The 15,343-nt window shown below is 63.2% G+C and carries 10 protein-coding genes; 4 read left to right on the top strand and 6 right to left on the bottom strand.

Going from position 1 to position 15,343, the window contains the following annotated elements; genetic code table 11:
* The first annotated feature begins 7 nt into the window (after window positions 1–7).
* From kdpC to P9292_RS15920, 4 genes are all read left to right on the top strand, one after another.
* Complete coding sequence (kdpC, locus tag P9292_RS15905; protein WP_250492141.1) at window positions 8–565, top strand: potassium-transporting ATPase subunit KdpC; 558 nt, start codon at window positions 8–10, stop codon at window positions 563–565.
* 32 nt (window positions 566–597) lie between these two features.
* Complete coding sequence (locus P9292_RS15910; protein WP_309959948.1) at window positions 598–3,339, top strand: sensor histidine kinase KdpD; 2,742 nt, start codon at window positions 598–600, stop codon at window positions 3,337–3,339.
* A gap of 280 nt (window positions 3,340–3,619) precedes the next feature.
* Entirely contained in the window at window positions 3,620–4,210 is a 591-nt protein-coding gene (locus tag P9292_RS15915; protein WP_309959950.1) for a GNAT family protein, read from the top strand.
* Window positions 4,211–4,522: 312 nt separating this feature from the next.
* Window positions 4,523–5,797: an amidohydrolase family protein gene (locus P9292_RS15920; RefSeq protein ID WP_309959951.1), complete on the top strand. Its 1,275-nt coding sequence runs from the start codon at window positions 4,523–4,525 to the stop codon at window positions 5,795–5,797.
* Window positions 5,798–5,848: 51 nt separating this feature from the next.
* On the opposite strand, the gene P9292_RS15925 is transcribed toward P9292_RS15920, so the two are convergent.
* From P9292_RS15925 to fixL, 6 genes are all read right to left on the bottom strand, one after another.
* Window positions 5,849–7,954 (bottom strand): M3 family metallopeptidase, encoded by a 2,106-nt coding sequence (locus tag P9292_RS15925; RefSeq protein WP_309959953.1) that lies wholly within the window; start codon window positions 7,952–7,954, stop codon window positions 5,849–5,851.
* A 182-nt stretch (window positions 7,955–8,136) separates the two neighbouring features.
* Window positions 8,137–8,991 (bottom strand): bifunctional methylenetetrahydrofolate dehydrogenase/methenyltetrahydrofolate cyclohydrolase FolD, encoded by an 855-nt coding sequence (gene folD / locus P9292_RS15930; protein WP_309959955.1) that lies wholly within the window; start codon window positions 8,989–8,991, stop codon window positions 8,137–8,139.
* Between the two features lie 218 nt (window positions 8,992–9,209).
* A complete protein-coding gene (locus tag P9292_RS15935; RefSeq protein ID WP_409015166.1) occupies window positions 9,210–10,115 on the bottom strand; it encodes a DUF2950 domain-containing protein in 906 nt (301 codons plus the stop codon).
* A gap of 42 nt (window positions 10,116–10,157) precedes the next feature.
* A complete protein-coding gene (locus P9292_RS15940) occupies window positions 10,158–11,420 on the bottom strand; it encodes a DUF3300 domain-containing protein (RefSeq protein ID WP_309964052.1) in 1,263 nt (420 codons plus the stop codon).
* A 564-nt stretch (window positions 11,421–11,984) separates the two neighbouring features.
* Window positions 11,985–12,626 carry an oxygen response regulator transcription factor FixJ gene (gene fixJ / locus P9292_RS15945; RefSeq protein ID WP_244827597.1) on the bottom strand — a complete coding sequence of 214 codons (642 nt, stop codon included), beginning with the start codon at window positions 12,624–12,626 and terminating at the stop codon, window positions 11,985–11,987.
* Complete coding sequence (gene fixL, locus P9292_RS15950; protein ID WP_244827598.1) at window positions 12,623–15,175, bottom strand: oxygen sensor histidine kinase FixL; 2,553 nt, start codon at window positions 15,173–15,175, stop codon at window positions 12,623–12,625. Before fixL ends, fixJ begins: the two co-directional genes overlap by 4 nt.
* Window positions 15,176–15,343: the final 168 nt, after the last annotated feature.

The following is a 15,343-nucleotide window of genomic DNA, read 5'->3' on the forward strand; positions in this document are numbered from 1 at the left end:
GATGAACATGAAGAACCTCTTGCGTCCCGCGATCGTGCTGCTGCTCGCGCTGACTGTCGTGACCGGCTTGCTTTATCCGGCCATCGTGACGGCGCTCGGACAGGCGGCGTTCTCGCATCGGGCGAACGGCAGCATCATCGAGCGAGATGGGAAGGCGGTCGGTTCGGAACTGATCGGCCAGCAATTCGATGCCCCGCGCTACTTCTGGGGCCGTCTCTCGGCGACCACGCCGAACCCGTATAACGCGAGCGCGTCGAGCGGCTCGAACCTCGGTCCGACGAATCCCGCGCTCGCCGATGAGATCAAGTCGCGGATCACCGCGCTCGACGATCCGGCGTCCGCGCCTGTCGACCTCGTGACGTCTTCGGGCAGCGGGCTCGATCCCGAGATCAGTCCGGCAGCGGCGGCGTATCAGGTCGAACGCGTGGCGAAGGCGCGCGGCCTGCCGCGCGCACGGGTCGAAACGCTCGTCGCGCAGGCAACGTCCGGTAGACAGTTCGGTCTCTTCGGAGAGCCGCGAGTGAATGTGCTTAAATTGAATCTCGCGCTCGACGATGTTCGATGATCGATCACGCTTGAAGCAATCCGCCGCCCACGATGACCCGTCCCACTCCCGATGAACTCCTCGACAAACTGCAACGTGAGGAAGCGCAGCGTCAGCGCGGCCGGCTGAAGATTTTTTTCGGAGCATCGGCGGGTGTAGGCAAGACGTTCGCCATGTTGCAGGCCGCGCGGCGTTTGCGCGAAGAGGGTGTCGACGTGGTCGCGGGCGTCGTCGAAACGCATGGGCGGAAAGAGACGCTTGCGCTGCTCGAAGGAGTCGACGTTCTGCCGCCTGCGCGCATCGAGTATCGCGGGCGGCTTCTCGCCGAATTCGATCTCGACGCCGCGCTCGCCCGCAAGCCGCAACTGATCCTCGTCGACGAACTCGCGCACGCGAACGTGCAAGGTTCGCGGCATCTGAAGCGCTGGCAGGACGTGCAGGAACTGCTCGATGCGGGCATCGACGTATACACCACGGTCAATGTCCAGCACCTCGAAAGTCTCAACGATATCGTCGGGCGTATCACCGGCATTCGCGTATGGGAGACGGTGCCCGACCGCGTGTTCGATCGCGCCGACGAAGTCACGCTCGTCGACCTGCCGCCCGAAGAGTTGCTCGACCGTCTGCGCGACGGCAAGGTCTATCTGCCGCAACAGGCCGAGCATGCGGTGCGCAACTTCTTTCGCAAGGGCAATCTCATCGCGCTGCGCGAACTGGCGTTGCGGCGCACCGCCGATCGCGTCGATGCGCAGATGCGCGAGTATCGTGCCGATCAATCCATCGAGCGTATCTGGCGCGCGCGCGAACGGCTGATCGCGTGCATCGGTCCGGGCCCGGAAAGCGCGGCGCTGGTGCGTGCGGCGGCGCGGCTCGCGAGCGCGCTGAAGGCGGACTGGCTCGCGGTGTACGTGGAGACGCCGCGCCTGCAACGCCTTCCCGATGACACGCGTCAACGCACCTTCGACGCCCTCAAGCTCGCCGCCGAACTCGGCGCGGAAACCGTCACGCTGGATGGCGCCGATGCGGCGGCCACGCTCATCGCTTATGCGCGCATGCGCAACGTGTCGAAGCTCGTGGCGGGTGCGTCCTTGCCCGGCGGATGGCGGCGCCTCTTCGATACGCCGATGACCGAGCGCATCGTGCGGCAGGCGGCGGATATCGACGTGACGCTCGTGTCCACCGGTCCACGCGACGAACCGCGCACGAACTACGCAATGTCGTTCACCGCGCATTCGCCGCCGCATGCGTACCTTCTTGCGCTCGTCATCGGTGCGGCCATTACGGTCGTCGCGAACTTCCTGGAAGCGCGCCATTTCGCGATCACTAATCTCGTGATGCTGTATCTGCTGGGCGTGATCTTCGCGGCGGTACGGCTCGGACGCGGGCCGGGCGTCATGCTCTCGTTTCTCTCCGTCGCCGCGTTCGATTACTTCTTCGTGCCGCCGACGCTGTCGTTCTCCGTGACGGACACGCAGTATCTGCTGACCTTCATCGTGATGCTGCTGACTTCGCTCACCATCAGCCATCTCACGTCGAGTTTGCGGCGCGAGGCGCGCATTGCATCGCAACGGGAACGGCGCACGAGCGCCATGTACGCGATGACCAAGGAGCTTGCGGCCGCCTTGATGACCGAGCAGATCATCGAGATCGGCACGCGCCATGTCGCGGAGATTTTTCAGGCGAAGGTCGCGATTCTGCTGCCCGATGCCGCCGAACAAGTGCGCCAGAAAGTGGGCGAGCCGAATCCCGACACGGCGCTTGATGCCGCACGTCTGGATATCGATATCGCGCAGTGGGTCTACGATCAGCAAAAGCCCGCGGGACATGGCGCGGAAACGCTGCCGGCCGCTGCGGCGCTCTACTTGCCGCTCAAGGCGCCGATGCGCACGCGCGGCGTGCTCGCGCTCGTCACGGGACGCGAGGCCGAATTCGCCGTGCCGGAGCAGCGGCGCATGATCGAAACCTTCGCGGCGCAAATCGCGCTGGCGCTGGAGCGCGTGCACTACGTGGAGATCGCGCAGGACGCGCTCGTCAACATGGAATCGGAGCGCATGCGCAATGCCTTGCTGGCCGCGATATCGCACGATCTGCGCACGCCGCTGACATCGATCGTCGGCTTTGCGTCGTTGCTGGAGGGCGGGGCGTCGGAAGCGTCGTCGCGCGAACTGATCCATGCTATCCACGAGGAAGCGTTGCGCATGAGCGGGCTCGTGACGAATCTGCTCGACATGGCGCGTTTGCAGGCGGGCGCGGTGCGGCTGAACCGTCAGTGGTCGATGCTCGAGGAGACCGTCGGCGCGGCGCTCAACGTCATGCGCCGGACGCTCGCCGGCCGTCCGGTGCAGGTGCGCGTTCCCGCCGATCTGCCGCTTCTCATGCTCGATGCCGTGCTGATGGAGCGGCTCTTCGCGAACCTTCTGGAGAACGCGGCGAAGTACACGCCTGCGGGTTCCGCCATACGCATAAGCGCGGCGGCCGAGCAGGATGGCGATGGCCGCGTCGTGCGCGTGTGTATCGACGACGACGGTCCGGGCGTGCCTGCCGGTAGCGAAGGGCGCTTGTTCGAGAAGTTCACGCGTGGGGAGAAGGAGTCGGCGAAACCGGGCATCGGGCTTGGGCTTGCGATCTGCCGGGCGATTGTCGAGGCGCATGGCGGGCGCATCGGCGCGGAGAATCGTGCCGATGGCGGCGCGCGGTTCTGGTTCACGTTGCCGGTGGAGGAGGCGATGCCTAGGGACATGCCGCAGGACGAGGAGGCTGAAGCGCCGCAACGGGATGGCGATATGGCGGGTTGAGCGGCGTGATGGCTCGAGCCGGAATCTCGCGAGTCGGGCGCGCGGTCTTTTCGATTAACGATTACCTTGCGGCTCCGTAGACGAACCGGACGCGTTCTCACGATATCGGACGCGCAGACGGCGAGCGGTGCTGCCCCGGCTCAATAGGGTCGTCGCCGTTCACGAATGCCACGAATCAGCGGGCACATTCGGCTTTCTGTAGGCCTCGGCCGTCTGGTGGCGTGCCGAAGCCCGCGCCTCCATGCGATCATGCCATTCGCCGCCACGCTCACAAAACGCCATGACCGATCCTCAACCGACGCTCGAAGGACCGCGCGTCCAGCTTCGCCCGCTGCAACGCGATGACGCCCAAGCCTTGCTCGATGCCGCCGCCGACGGCGAGCTCTGGAATCTCGCGGTCACCGTCGTGCCGAACGCCGACACCATCGCCCGCTATATCGATGCCGCGCTCGCCGGTCGCGATGCCGGCACCGTCATGCCATTCGTGATCGTGCGCCGCGACACGGGCAAGGTTGCCGGCAGCACGCGCTTCTGGAAAATCGATCGCGCGAACCGCAAGCAGGAGATCGGTCATACGTGGCTCGCGGCATCGGCGCAACGCACGGGCATCAACACCGAAGCCAAGCTGCTCCTGCTCACGCACGCGTTTGAAACCATGCAGTGCGTGCGCGTGCAGTTCACCACCGACGAACTCAATGCGAAGTCGCGCGCGGCGATACTCGGCATCGGCGCGAAACAGGAAGGAATCGTGCGGCACGAGCGCATCATGCCCGATGGCCGCAAGCGCAACTCGGTGCGCTTTTCGATCATCGACGACGAATGGCCCGGCGTCAAAGCGACGTTGCTTGCCAAGCTCGAAGGCCAGGCGTAGCGGGGTCTTTCTCCGCGCGTGCATGAAGGCGACGAAGTGGCGCGTGAGCGCATCGTCGCGTGCGCTTTGCCATGCGAGGCGATGCGCCTTTTCGCTAGTACGCCGCTCTGCCGCGCGAGACGAGCACGCGCTTGTAACGCGCGTCATCCGGCAAGGTCGGCACGTTGTCTTAACGTGGCATCTGTCCTCCAAACGCCGCAACGTCGCAACGCACAGCCCACTAGCGCGCTTTGCGCGTCATCCAAACAAGCCCGCACGGCTTTTCTGTCCCGCTACAATCGGACGAACAGCCTTACAGCGGAGGGTTCTTACATGGATCTCATCATTCGCCGCGCGGCGCTCGTGCGCGGTCGCGAATTGGTCGACATCGGCATGGAAGCGGGGCGCATCGTCGCCATCGAGCCGCATTTGAGCGCCACCGCGCGCGAGGAAATCGACGCCGACGGTTCGCTCGTCACCGCGCCTTTCGTCGATGCCCACTTTCACATGGACGCGACGCTCTCTTACGGCTTGCCGCGCGTGAACGCGTCCGGCACCCTGCTGGAAGGCATCGCGCTGTGGGGCGAACTCAAGCCCGAACTCACGCAGGAAGCGCTCGTCGAACGCGCGATGCAATATTGCGACTGGGCGGTCGGGCGCGGCTTGCTCGCCATTCGCACGCACGTCGATGTCTGCGATCCGCGTCTGCTCGCGGTCGAAGCCTTGCTCGAAGTCAAGCGGCGTGTGAAGCCGTATCTCGATTTGCAACTCGTCGCGTTTCCGCAAGACGGCGTGCTGCGCAGCGCCGGCGCGTTCGAAAATCTCAAGCGCTCGATTGCGCTCGGCGTCGATGTGGTCGGCGGCATTCCTCACTTCGAACGCACCATGGCCGACGGTGCGGCGTCCGTGAAACTGCTGTGCGAATACGCGGCGGAGCAGGGTTTGCGCGTCGACATGCACTGCGACGAATCGGACGATCCCATGTCGCGTCACATCGAAACGCTCGTCGCCGAAACGCACCGGCTCGGTCTGCAAGGCCGCGTGACCGGCTCGCATCTTACGTCCATGCATTCGATGGACAACTACTACGTGAGCAAGCTCATCCCGCTGATTCGCGAGTCGGGCGTCGCGGCGATTGCCAATCCGCTCATCAACATCACGTTACAGGGCAGATCGGATACGTATCCGAAGCGGCGCGGCATGACGCGCGTGCCCGAGCTGATGGCGGCAGGCGTCGATGTTGCCTTCGGACACGACTGCGTGATGGACCCGTGGTACAGCCTGGGCTCCGGTGACATGCTTGAAGTGGCGCACATGGGATTGCACGTCGCGCAGATGACGAGCCAGGATGGCATGCGCGCCGCGTTCGATGCGGTGACGACGACGCCTGCGCGCATTCTGGGCATCGAAGGTTATGGGCTGGAAGTGGGATGCAACGCGGATTGCGTCGTGCTCGACGCACGCGATCCGATCGAAGCCATTCGCCTGCGCGCGGCGCGCGTGGCCGTGGTGAGACGAGGAAAGGTCGTGAGCCGAAGTCCCGCCGTGCGCGCAACGCTTGCGCTGGAGGGACGGCCGCCAAGCGTCGACTTCAAACTCTGGCGCTAGGCGGACAATAACGCGGATAAAAACGAAGGGGGCCGAAGCCCCCTTTTCGATTTATCCCGCCATGCCGTTATGCCTCAACAGCGCGTCGATGTTCGGCTCGCGTCCGCGAAAGGCCTTGAACGAATCCATCGCGGGACGGCTGCCGCCGACTTCGAGAATCTCCCGGCGATACCGCGTTCCCGTCTGTGCATCCAGCACCGAACCGTTCGCGAGCTTCGCGGCTTCCTCGAACGCGGCGTAGGCATCGGCGGAAAGCACTTCGGCCCACTTGTAGCTGTAGTAGCCGGCCGCATAACCGCCCGCGAAGATATGGCTGAACGTGTTCGGCCAGCGCGAAAACGAGGTTTGCGGAATCACGTGGAACTTCTCGTTGATCTCGCGTGCCAGGTCGTTGACGTTCTGCGTGCTGTCCGCCGGATCGTAAGACGTGTGCAGGACGAGATCGAACATGGAGAACACGATCTGCCGCAAGGTGCCGAGACCGCTCTGGAAATTCTTGGCCGCCAGCATCTTGTCGAAGAGTTCTCGCGGCAGCGGTGCGCCCGTTTCGACGTGTGACGACATGTCGGTCAGCACGTCCCACTCCCAACAAAAGTTCTCCATGAACTGCGACGGCAATTCGACCGCATCCCACTCGACGCCGTTAATGCCCGACACGCCCATTTCCTCGATACGCGTCAGCATGTGATGCAGACCGTGGCCGAATTCATGGAACAGCGTGATGACTTCGTCGTGGGTGAAGCACGCAGACTTGTTGCCGACGGGCGCCGAGAAGTTGCAGGTGAGATAGGCGACCGGCGTCTGCACGCCGCCTTGCGCGCGCTTGTGGCGTGAGCGGGCGTCGTCCATCCATGCGCCGCCGCGCTTGCCTTCGCGCGCGTACAGGTCGAGGTAGAACTGCGCGACGAGCGTGCCGTCCTGGTTTTCCACACGGAAGAAGCGCACGTCCTTGTTCCAAACGGCGGCTTCGTCACGGCGGATCGAGACATTGAAGAGCGTTTCGGTGACCTTGAACAGCCCCTTGAGCACGGCTTCCTGCGGAAAGTACTGCTTCACTTCGTTCTCGGAGAACGAATAGCGCTTCTGACGCAGACGCTCCGCCGCGAACGCGATGTCCCACGGTTGCAGTTCGGGCATGCCGAGTTCGGTGGCGGCGAACGCGCGCAGTTCCATCCAGTCGTTTTCGGCATAGGGACGCGCGCGCTTTGCGAGGTCTTCCAGGAACGCGATCACTTGCGCGGGCGACTCGGCCATCTTCGGTGCAAGCGACACTTCCGCGAAGTTCTGGTAGCCGAGCGTGCGCGCTTCTTCGAGACGCAGCGCCAGGTTCTCCACGATGTTCTGCGTGTTGTCCCACTCGGCCCGGCCCTTGCCGTAGGTCTCGCCGAGTTCCGACGCACGCGTGACATACGCGCGATACATCGCCTCACGCATCGGCCGATGCTCCGAATACTGCAGCACCGGGAAATACGACGGGAAGTGCAGCGTGAACTTCCAGCCTTCCTTGCCTTCGCGCTGGGCGGCTTCGTGTGCCGCTTCGATCACGTCGTCGGGCAGGCCTGCAAGTTCGCTTTGCTGCGTGACGTAATAGGCATATGCGTTGGTCGAATCGAGCACGTGATCCGAAAACGCCTTCGAGAGCGCGGCCTGTTCTTCCTGCAACTGGGCGAAGCGCGGCTTGCGGTCCTCGGAAAGCTCCGCGCCGGACAGACGGAAGTCGCGCAGCGAGTTCTCGAGAATCTTCTTGCGTTCGGGGGAAAGGCTCTCGAAGTTGGGGCCGGCCGCAATCGCCTTGTACTTTTCGTAGAGGGCGAGATTCTGACCGACGCTCGCCGAGAACTCGGTCACGCGCGGCAGATTCGCGGCGTGAGCGGCACGCAGTTCGGGCGTGTCCGCCACCGCGTTCAGATGGCCGACGACACCCCACGCGCGCGACAGCTTTTCCGATTCGAGTTCAACTGCCTCCACGATATCCGTCCAGGTGGCGGGCGTCTCGGGCGCGCTCGCGCGATCGACGGCGCCTTTCGCGGCGGCGAGCAGCACGTCGAGCGCGGGCGTCACATGTTCGGGCTTGATGTCCCCAAAACGCGGCAGGTCGGAAAAATCGAGCAGCGGATTGGCTGCGGCGTTCGTGGTGGCTTGGATGGTATCGCTCATGACTCTCCCTTACTTGCTAATACATGCTGATTCGGGTGCGGGCGCGAGGCGCCCAAACCTTCGTTCGTTTGCTCTATTCGAGCATTATTTAAGGGCGGCGTGGGCAAAATCCAATGGTTTGTTTTTAACGGGCCGATTAATGGATGAAATTCTTTTCGTGCCAGCTCCGGCCGCTTGGTCGCTTAGTCCAGCGCCGCGCGTTCGGCCGCTTCGACGGTGTTGACGAGCAACATGGTGATGGTCATCGGTCCGACGCCGCCCGGCACCGGCGTGATGAAGCCGGCCACTTCCTTCACGTTCACGAAATCCACGTCGCCGCAGAGCTTGCCGGCATCGTCGCGATTCATGCCGACGTCGATCACCGTCGCGCCCGGCTTCACCATGTCGGCGGTCAGGATATTGCGGCGGCCCGTGGCGGCCACGACGACATCGGCGTTGCGCGTGAAGCTGGCGATATCGCGCGTCTTGCTGTGGCAGATGGTGACGGTCGCGCCCGCTTCGAGGAGCAGGAGCGCCATGGGCTTGCCGACGATATTCGAGCGGCCGATCACCACCGCGTTCGCGCCCTTCAGGTCGATGCCGTGCGCCTCGAACATCTTCATCACGCCATAGGGCGTGCACGGACGAAAGAGCGGCTTGCCCGTCAGGAGCGCGCCCGCGTTGGCGACGTGGAAGCCGTCGACGTCCTTTTGCGGAGCGATCGCTTCGATCACCTTATGGCTGTCGATATGCGCGGGCAGCGGCAATTGCACGAGAATGCCGTGGATCGCGGGATCGGCGTTCAGCTTGTCGATGTGCGCGAGCAATTCGTTCTCGGCGAGCGTCGCGGGAAAGCGGTCGAACACCGAATGCAGGCCGTTGTCGTGGCACGCCTTGACCTTGTTGCGCACGTAGACCTCGCTTGCCGGATTGTCGCCCACCAGCACGACCGCGAGGCCAGGCTTGTGGCCGCGAGCGGTGAGGGCGGCGGCGCGCCGGGCGACATCGGCGCGAAGAGTCTTGGAGAGGGCGTTGCCGTCGATGAGTTGGGCAGTCATGGCGAATCGGATTCGGATCGAGGATGGGCGAGAGAGATGTCCGGGCGTCGGACTCGCAGCGCCCGGCGCGATGATGCCGCGTTTGTTCGCGGGCATCGCCGGGTGTCTTCGCACCCTGGGGAAGGGCGAAATTATACCGCCGAGGGCTTCGTGGCGTTCTGGGCGGTGCGCGCCGCCGCTCCGATTCGGCGACGCGCGCATCGTTCAGGCCGGCCTTCTCACTGCGCGACCGGCTGCCACGACGAATCCGGATCGAACGACTTGATCGCCGCCGCCGTGCGCGGCGTCGCTGCGCCCAGATTCTTCTCGTACGCCTGCCCGTCCTGATTGACGATGAACGACATCACGCCCGTCTGCCCATACTTTGCCGGCCACGCGATCATGGCGAAACCCCGGCTCAGGTTTCCGTCCTGCAGGTAGTTCATCGCGCCGCCTTTCGCATGCGGCCCCTGCGCCGTGAGAATGCGGTAGTGATAACCGTAGTAGGCATCGGCCGTGTCGGTCTTGTCGGGCATGGTGGCGGCGAGCGGGCCGAGCGGGCTTTCGGGTTCACCGGGCGCGGCGTCCCAGTAAAGGCCGTCGTGCGTGCCGTGCGTGCTCAGAAAGCGCAGCGCGTAGTGGTTCGTGAGCTTCCGAAAGTCGTTTTGAGCATCGACGAAAGCGAGCGCGACCTGGATCACCGAACGCTCGTTGCGGCCAATACGCCGCGTCAGCACTTCATCGCGCGCGGCGGGCATGTCGAAGCGCCAGCCCTGGGCCGCCTTCACGAGCGGGATCGGCAGCGTCCAGCCGCTGTCGCCCACTTCCACGTGCGCGCTGCGACGGCCGCCGAGCGGCTTGGCATCTTCGACGATGCGATGCCCCTTGGCCCACGAGCCAAGGTACTGATAGATATCCTGCTCGCCGATGCTGTCGGTCGGCACATACTGCGCGTGGTCCTTGCCGAGCACCTTGGAAAGCGCGATTTCGTCGTTGGAGGCGATGGCATCGGTGAGCGCCTCCGCGGCGGCTTCTGGCGACGGATAAATGGCCTGCGCGTGCGCGAGCATGGGCATCGACAACGACATGAAAGCGAGTGCGGCGCAGAAGGCGCGTGAAAGTGCGAGTGCTTGGTTAAACGTCATCTCAGGCTCCTGTAGCGGATGGGGACATGGGGCGCGACACGATCAACGGCGATGAAAACCTCCGCCACCGCCAAGTCCGCCACCGCCGTGAAAACCTCCGCCGCCGAAGCCGCCTTCGCGCTGCACGCCGCCGCCGCCCGCACCAAGGCCTGGGCGCTGCACGCCGCCGCCGTTGCCGCCCACGCGATTCTGCTGACTCGCGAACGACTGCCTGCTCGCTTGCCCGCGCTGAGCGTCCTGCCGGGCCGTGTTGCCGTCGCCCGCGCCGCGCAGCGCGTTATCGCGATTCACGCTCTGCGCACGCTGCCGCACGTCGTTGTTGTCGAGCGCGTTCTGACCGCCGCCTTGCCGAATGTTCTGCACGCGCTGACTCGCATTCTGGTTGAGGTTCTGGCCGGTGCGCTGCTGCAGCGTCTGCGCGGCCTGCGCGCGGGCGTCGTTACGGCCGCGATACTGATCGCGGTTGGCCGTGCCGAGATTCTGATTGTTGAAGTTGTTTTGCCGGTTCGCGACGTTGTTCCGGTTGAACTGCGGGTCGTTGCGGTTCCAGTTCACGTTATTGCTGTTCGCGTTCAGGCGATTGTTCACGTTGATGTTGTTGTACCGATTGACGTTCACGTTCACATTGCCGTGGTTCCAGTCGCAATTGCCCCACAACGAATTCGCAACCGCGATGCCCGCGCCGAACGCGAGCCCCGTCGCGAATCCGGTGGCGATCGCATAGCCGGGCGGCGGCGGCACATACACCGGCGGATACGCGGGATACGGCCACGCGCCGTATACGACCGTCGGGTTGTAGGTCGGCACGTAGACCACTTGCGGATTGGCAGGCTGAATCTGAATAGTCTGCTGCTCGACCACGATCTTCTGCTGCTCCGTGCTCTTGAGATTGCCCGCTGTCTGCGCGGCGCGGCGCAACCGCTGCACGGAGTCCATCACGTCGCTCGGCTGCGCAATGAACGCGTTGCCAAGTTGCGTCATCCAGTCGGGCTTGGATGCCATCGTCGCGAGCGCCTGCGGGAAAGCAACGAGCGATTGCACGCTCGGGTCCCACGGCTCGGACTGCACGGCCTTGACGGCATCGTCGCCCTTGATGTTCGAGTTGGTCTTCGACCATTGCGCGGCCTCGGTGACCTCTTGCGGATATGTCGACGCCATCAGCACTTGCGCGAGCAGCGCATCGGGATAAAGCGCGACGGGCGCGGTGAGCGCGTCGAGTTGCTGATTGCCGAGCTTGGGCGCCGTACTGGCCGCGCCTTGAGTCTGCGCAAGCACGGACGAGCAATGCAGCGCGGCGAGCGGCATGGCGGCAAGCGCCGCGGACAACGCGAGCATGCGGGCTTGCCGCGCGGGCCGGGTCAAATGGGTGCGATGAGCGGTCAATTTCAGTTCCTCCGTTGCACGGTATTCGATGCTTCGGGCGCGACCTTGGCGCCCGGCAGACGCGCACACGCCGCCGCATGATGCGACATGAGCGCGAGAGATGAGCGTGAACCAGCGGGATAGATTTGCGGTACGAAGACTAAGAGCGAAGCCGATGAAAGGCAATGACGCGAAGCAAGCACCGAGGCAATCACGCTGCTTTTGGCAGCACTCAATTCAAACGTTTGCCCGCGTGCCGAAGCACCGTTTGAAAAGGCGACGAATGCGTTGTCGTGCATGACCTCGTTCCCGTAAGGAGGGTGCGGTCAAGTTACGGGCCGCCCTTGTAATGTGTCAACGTGATCCACGAAATATCACGTTTTGCATGCGCGGACAACGAAGGAATGCCGAGAGAAGGGCGCGTGAATTGGAAGCGCAAATACACATACGGCCAGCATCGAATGCCGGCCGTATGGTTAAAGGTTGCCTTTGGGCAATGAACTACGGTTATTGCTGCTGCGGCTTGTTTGAAAGCGCGAGACGCAGAAGGTCGGCAACGGTATTCACGGAAAGCTTCTCCATGATGTTCGCGCGATGCGCTTCCACCGTCTTGATGCTGATGCCGAGATCGTCGGCGATCTGCTTGTTCAGGCGCCCGGCGATGATCCGCTCCAGCACCTGATGCTCGCGCGCCGTGAGTTTGCCAAGCCGCTCGGCGGCCGCGCGTTGCTGCTGCACGCTGCTGCTTTCGTTGCGCGCTTTTTCGAGCATGCGCTCGACAAGCTTGCGCAGTTCGGCTTCGTCGAAAGGTTTCTCGATGAAATCCATCGCGCCTTTCTTCATCGTCGAGACGGCCATCGGCACATCGCCGTGACCGGTCACGAAGATGATCGGCAGAAGCGAATTCTCGGCGATCAGCTTTTCCTGCAACTCGAGGCCGGTCATGCCGGCCATGCGCACATCGAGAATCAGGCACGAAATGGCGCCCGAATGCGCGATCGGCAGATAGACGTCGAGGAACGATTCCGCGCTCGAAAAACACTGCACGCGATACCCGTTCGCCTCGAGCAGCCAGCGCAACGAATCACGCACGGCTTCGTCATCGTCCACGACAAAGACGGTTTCCTGAGTGGTGACTGGACTGCTCATAGTTCTCCCGTAACTGTTTGTTGTCTCGTATGTTCGCTTTGCGACCCGGCGTTGCCGCCCGAGTCCGTGCCCGACCCATCCACTTCGCCGATCGGCAGGCTGCAATGGAAAGTCGCGCCGGTCACGTGTCCGTCCGATTCGACATTGTTCACGACCCAAAGGCGGCCGCGATGCGATTCGATGATCGAACGGCAAATGTTCAGCCCCATGCCCATGCCATCGGACTTGGTGCTGTAAAACGGTTCGAAGAGACGCTCGGCGGTGGCTTCATCCACACCCGGGCCCTGATCGACCACGCTGATGCACACCACGCCGCCGTCGAGCCGCTGCACGATCACGCGGATGACGGGATCGACGGCATTCGGTTTTGCATCATGCATTGCTTCGGCTGCGTTTTTCAACAGATTCACGAGCACTTGTTCGATCAGCACGGGATCGACGTAGATCACGGGCATGCGCGAGCGGATTTCCGTGACGATGCGAATCTTGCGTTTGCGCGCCTCGATTTCGGCGAGACCGACTGCATCCGCGACGATATCGGCCACGCGCGTCGCCTGCCGCTTCGGCTCGCTGCGCTTCACGAACTCGCGAATGCGCTTGATGATCATGCCTGCGCGCACCGCCTGCTGCGCGGTTTTTTCGAGCGCGGGCAAGAGCGATTCCTGTGTCATGCGCCCGGATTTCACCAAGGCGACGCAGCCCGAACAATAGTTGTTGATGGCCGCGAGCGGCTGATTCAGCTCATGCGCGAGCGACGACGCCATTTCACCCATCGTCATCAAACGGCTCGTGAACTGCAGCTTCTCTTCCTGCTGATGCGCGAGTTCCTGCGCCTGCTTGCGCTGCGTGATGTCGGTCGCGATCTGCATCTGCGCGAGATGGCCGTCCACCCACTGAATGTACTGGCGGCGCACTTCGAACCACTTCTGGATGCCTTCCACATAGACTTCCTGCGCGTCGGCCGAGCTTTCGGTCAGCGCGGTGGCGGGCAGTCCGGCGTAGGTATCGACCATGTCGATGGTGTCCGACGAACTCAGCTCCGACGAACCCGAAGCGCCATCGAAACCGGCGCCCGCAAGCTGCAAGTGCCCGTCCGGACGAATGCCGAAGAGATGCCGGTAATAGCGGTTCGCGAACAGCAGTTCGGCTTCGTCGGCGGCGAGAACGGAGACGGCGGCATCGAGACTTTCGAGCACCGTGGTGAAGCGTTCGTGGGCGGCGGCGAGCTCTTCGCGCGCGCGCTTGGGTTCGGTGATGTCCGTCATCGACGACATCCAGCCGGTCTGGCGGCCCGAACTGTCGATCAAAGGCGACACGTAAAGACGCGCGTGGAAGAACGAACCGTCCTTACGGCGCACGCGCAACTCGAAACCGGAAGAGGGCGCCTTGCCGCGCAGCGTCATGTCGAGTTGGCGCTGCATCTCGGGATAGGCATCGCGCGGCCAGTATGGAAACGGCGCGTTCTTGCCGACGAGATCGCTTTCGTCCCAACCCGTCATGCGGCAGAACGCGGGATTCACGTGCGTGATGCGGCCGTGCATGTCGAGCACGCGCATGCCGATCAAGACGGAGTTTTCCATCGCGCGGCGGAAGAACGCTTCGGCGTAAAGCGCCTGTTGCGCCTCGAAGCGCTGACGCGTGTGCTTCCAGAGACTCCACAAGCTCCAGAGCACGAAGCACGACAGGCCGGCGACGAGCCACACCAGCGTGTTGTTCGTGAAGTTCGTGAGCTGCGGATACGAATACACGCGCACCGACAACCCCTGGCCGGGCGGATCGAGCGGCAGATCGTAGAACATGTCGCGCGGCAGGCGTGGACGGCTCGATGTCGTCGCGAGTTCGCGATTGTTCAGATCGGTGATGGAGATCTTGTACTTCGCCGACAGCTCGCTCGGAATGTCGTGCTTCAAAATGCCTTCGATGGAAAACACCGCCGCGATGGACCCGAGGAATTCGCGGTCGCGAAACACCGGCGTTTGCAAGGTGATGTAGCCGTTGCCGAGGTCGTCGTAGAGTAAGGGCGAATAAACCTGGCGACGCGTCGTGCGCGCTTCCTCGAAGGCGGCCTGCACCGCTTCGTCCATCTGAGTGTCGTTGGGTTTGGCGAGCCGCGACCCGAGTACCGGCAGCGGCGTATTAGGCCAGCGCGGTTTGTGCTGGCTCGTGTACCAGTTCATGTAGAGGATCTCGGGATGCCCCTGCATGATGTCGGTGGAAGACGTCTGGAATGTCTGAGGGTCGCCATGACCGCTTGCGATGTCTCGCGATAACGCCTGGATCTGCTCTTGCGCACCCGTCATCGAAAGACGAATCTGTTGCTGGGCCCAGGCGACGTTCCGATATAGCGTGTCTTCCTGCTGCTGCTGCTCGCGGCGGTTGAGACTCCAGAGAATCAGGCTCATGACGACCAGAAAAACGAGGATCGAGATGAGCGGCGTGAGTAGATAGGAGTTCGACCACCACGGTCCGTGGTGCCAGCGGGTGGGCGACGAGTCGGTCGGCTTGCGCGCGACCCGCGCCGAGCGTGCGAGAAGCCGATCGGTCAACATGGAAGCGATTGTAACGCAGCGTCTGATTGTTAATTAGCGTAAAAAGGTGTTAGAGACGGCTCAATTGCGGGAAAAGGAGGAGAAAAGTCTGATTAAAAAAGCCTTATCGGACGGTGCATTGCAGCAATTTTCCGCATTATGAGATCATCTCTCATGATTCGAAAAATT

Origin of the sequence: Caballeronia sp. LZ001 (assembly GCF_031450875.1) — a bacterium.
Taxonomy (GTDB): Bacteria; Pseudomonadota; Gammaproteobacteria; order Burkholderiales; family Burkholderiaceae; genus Caballeronia.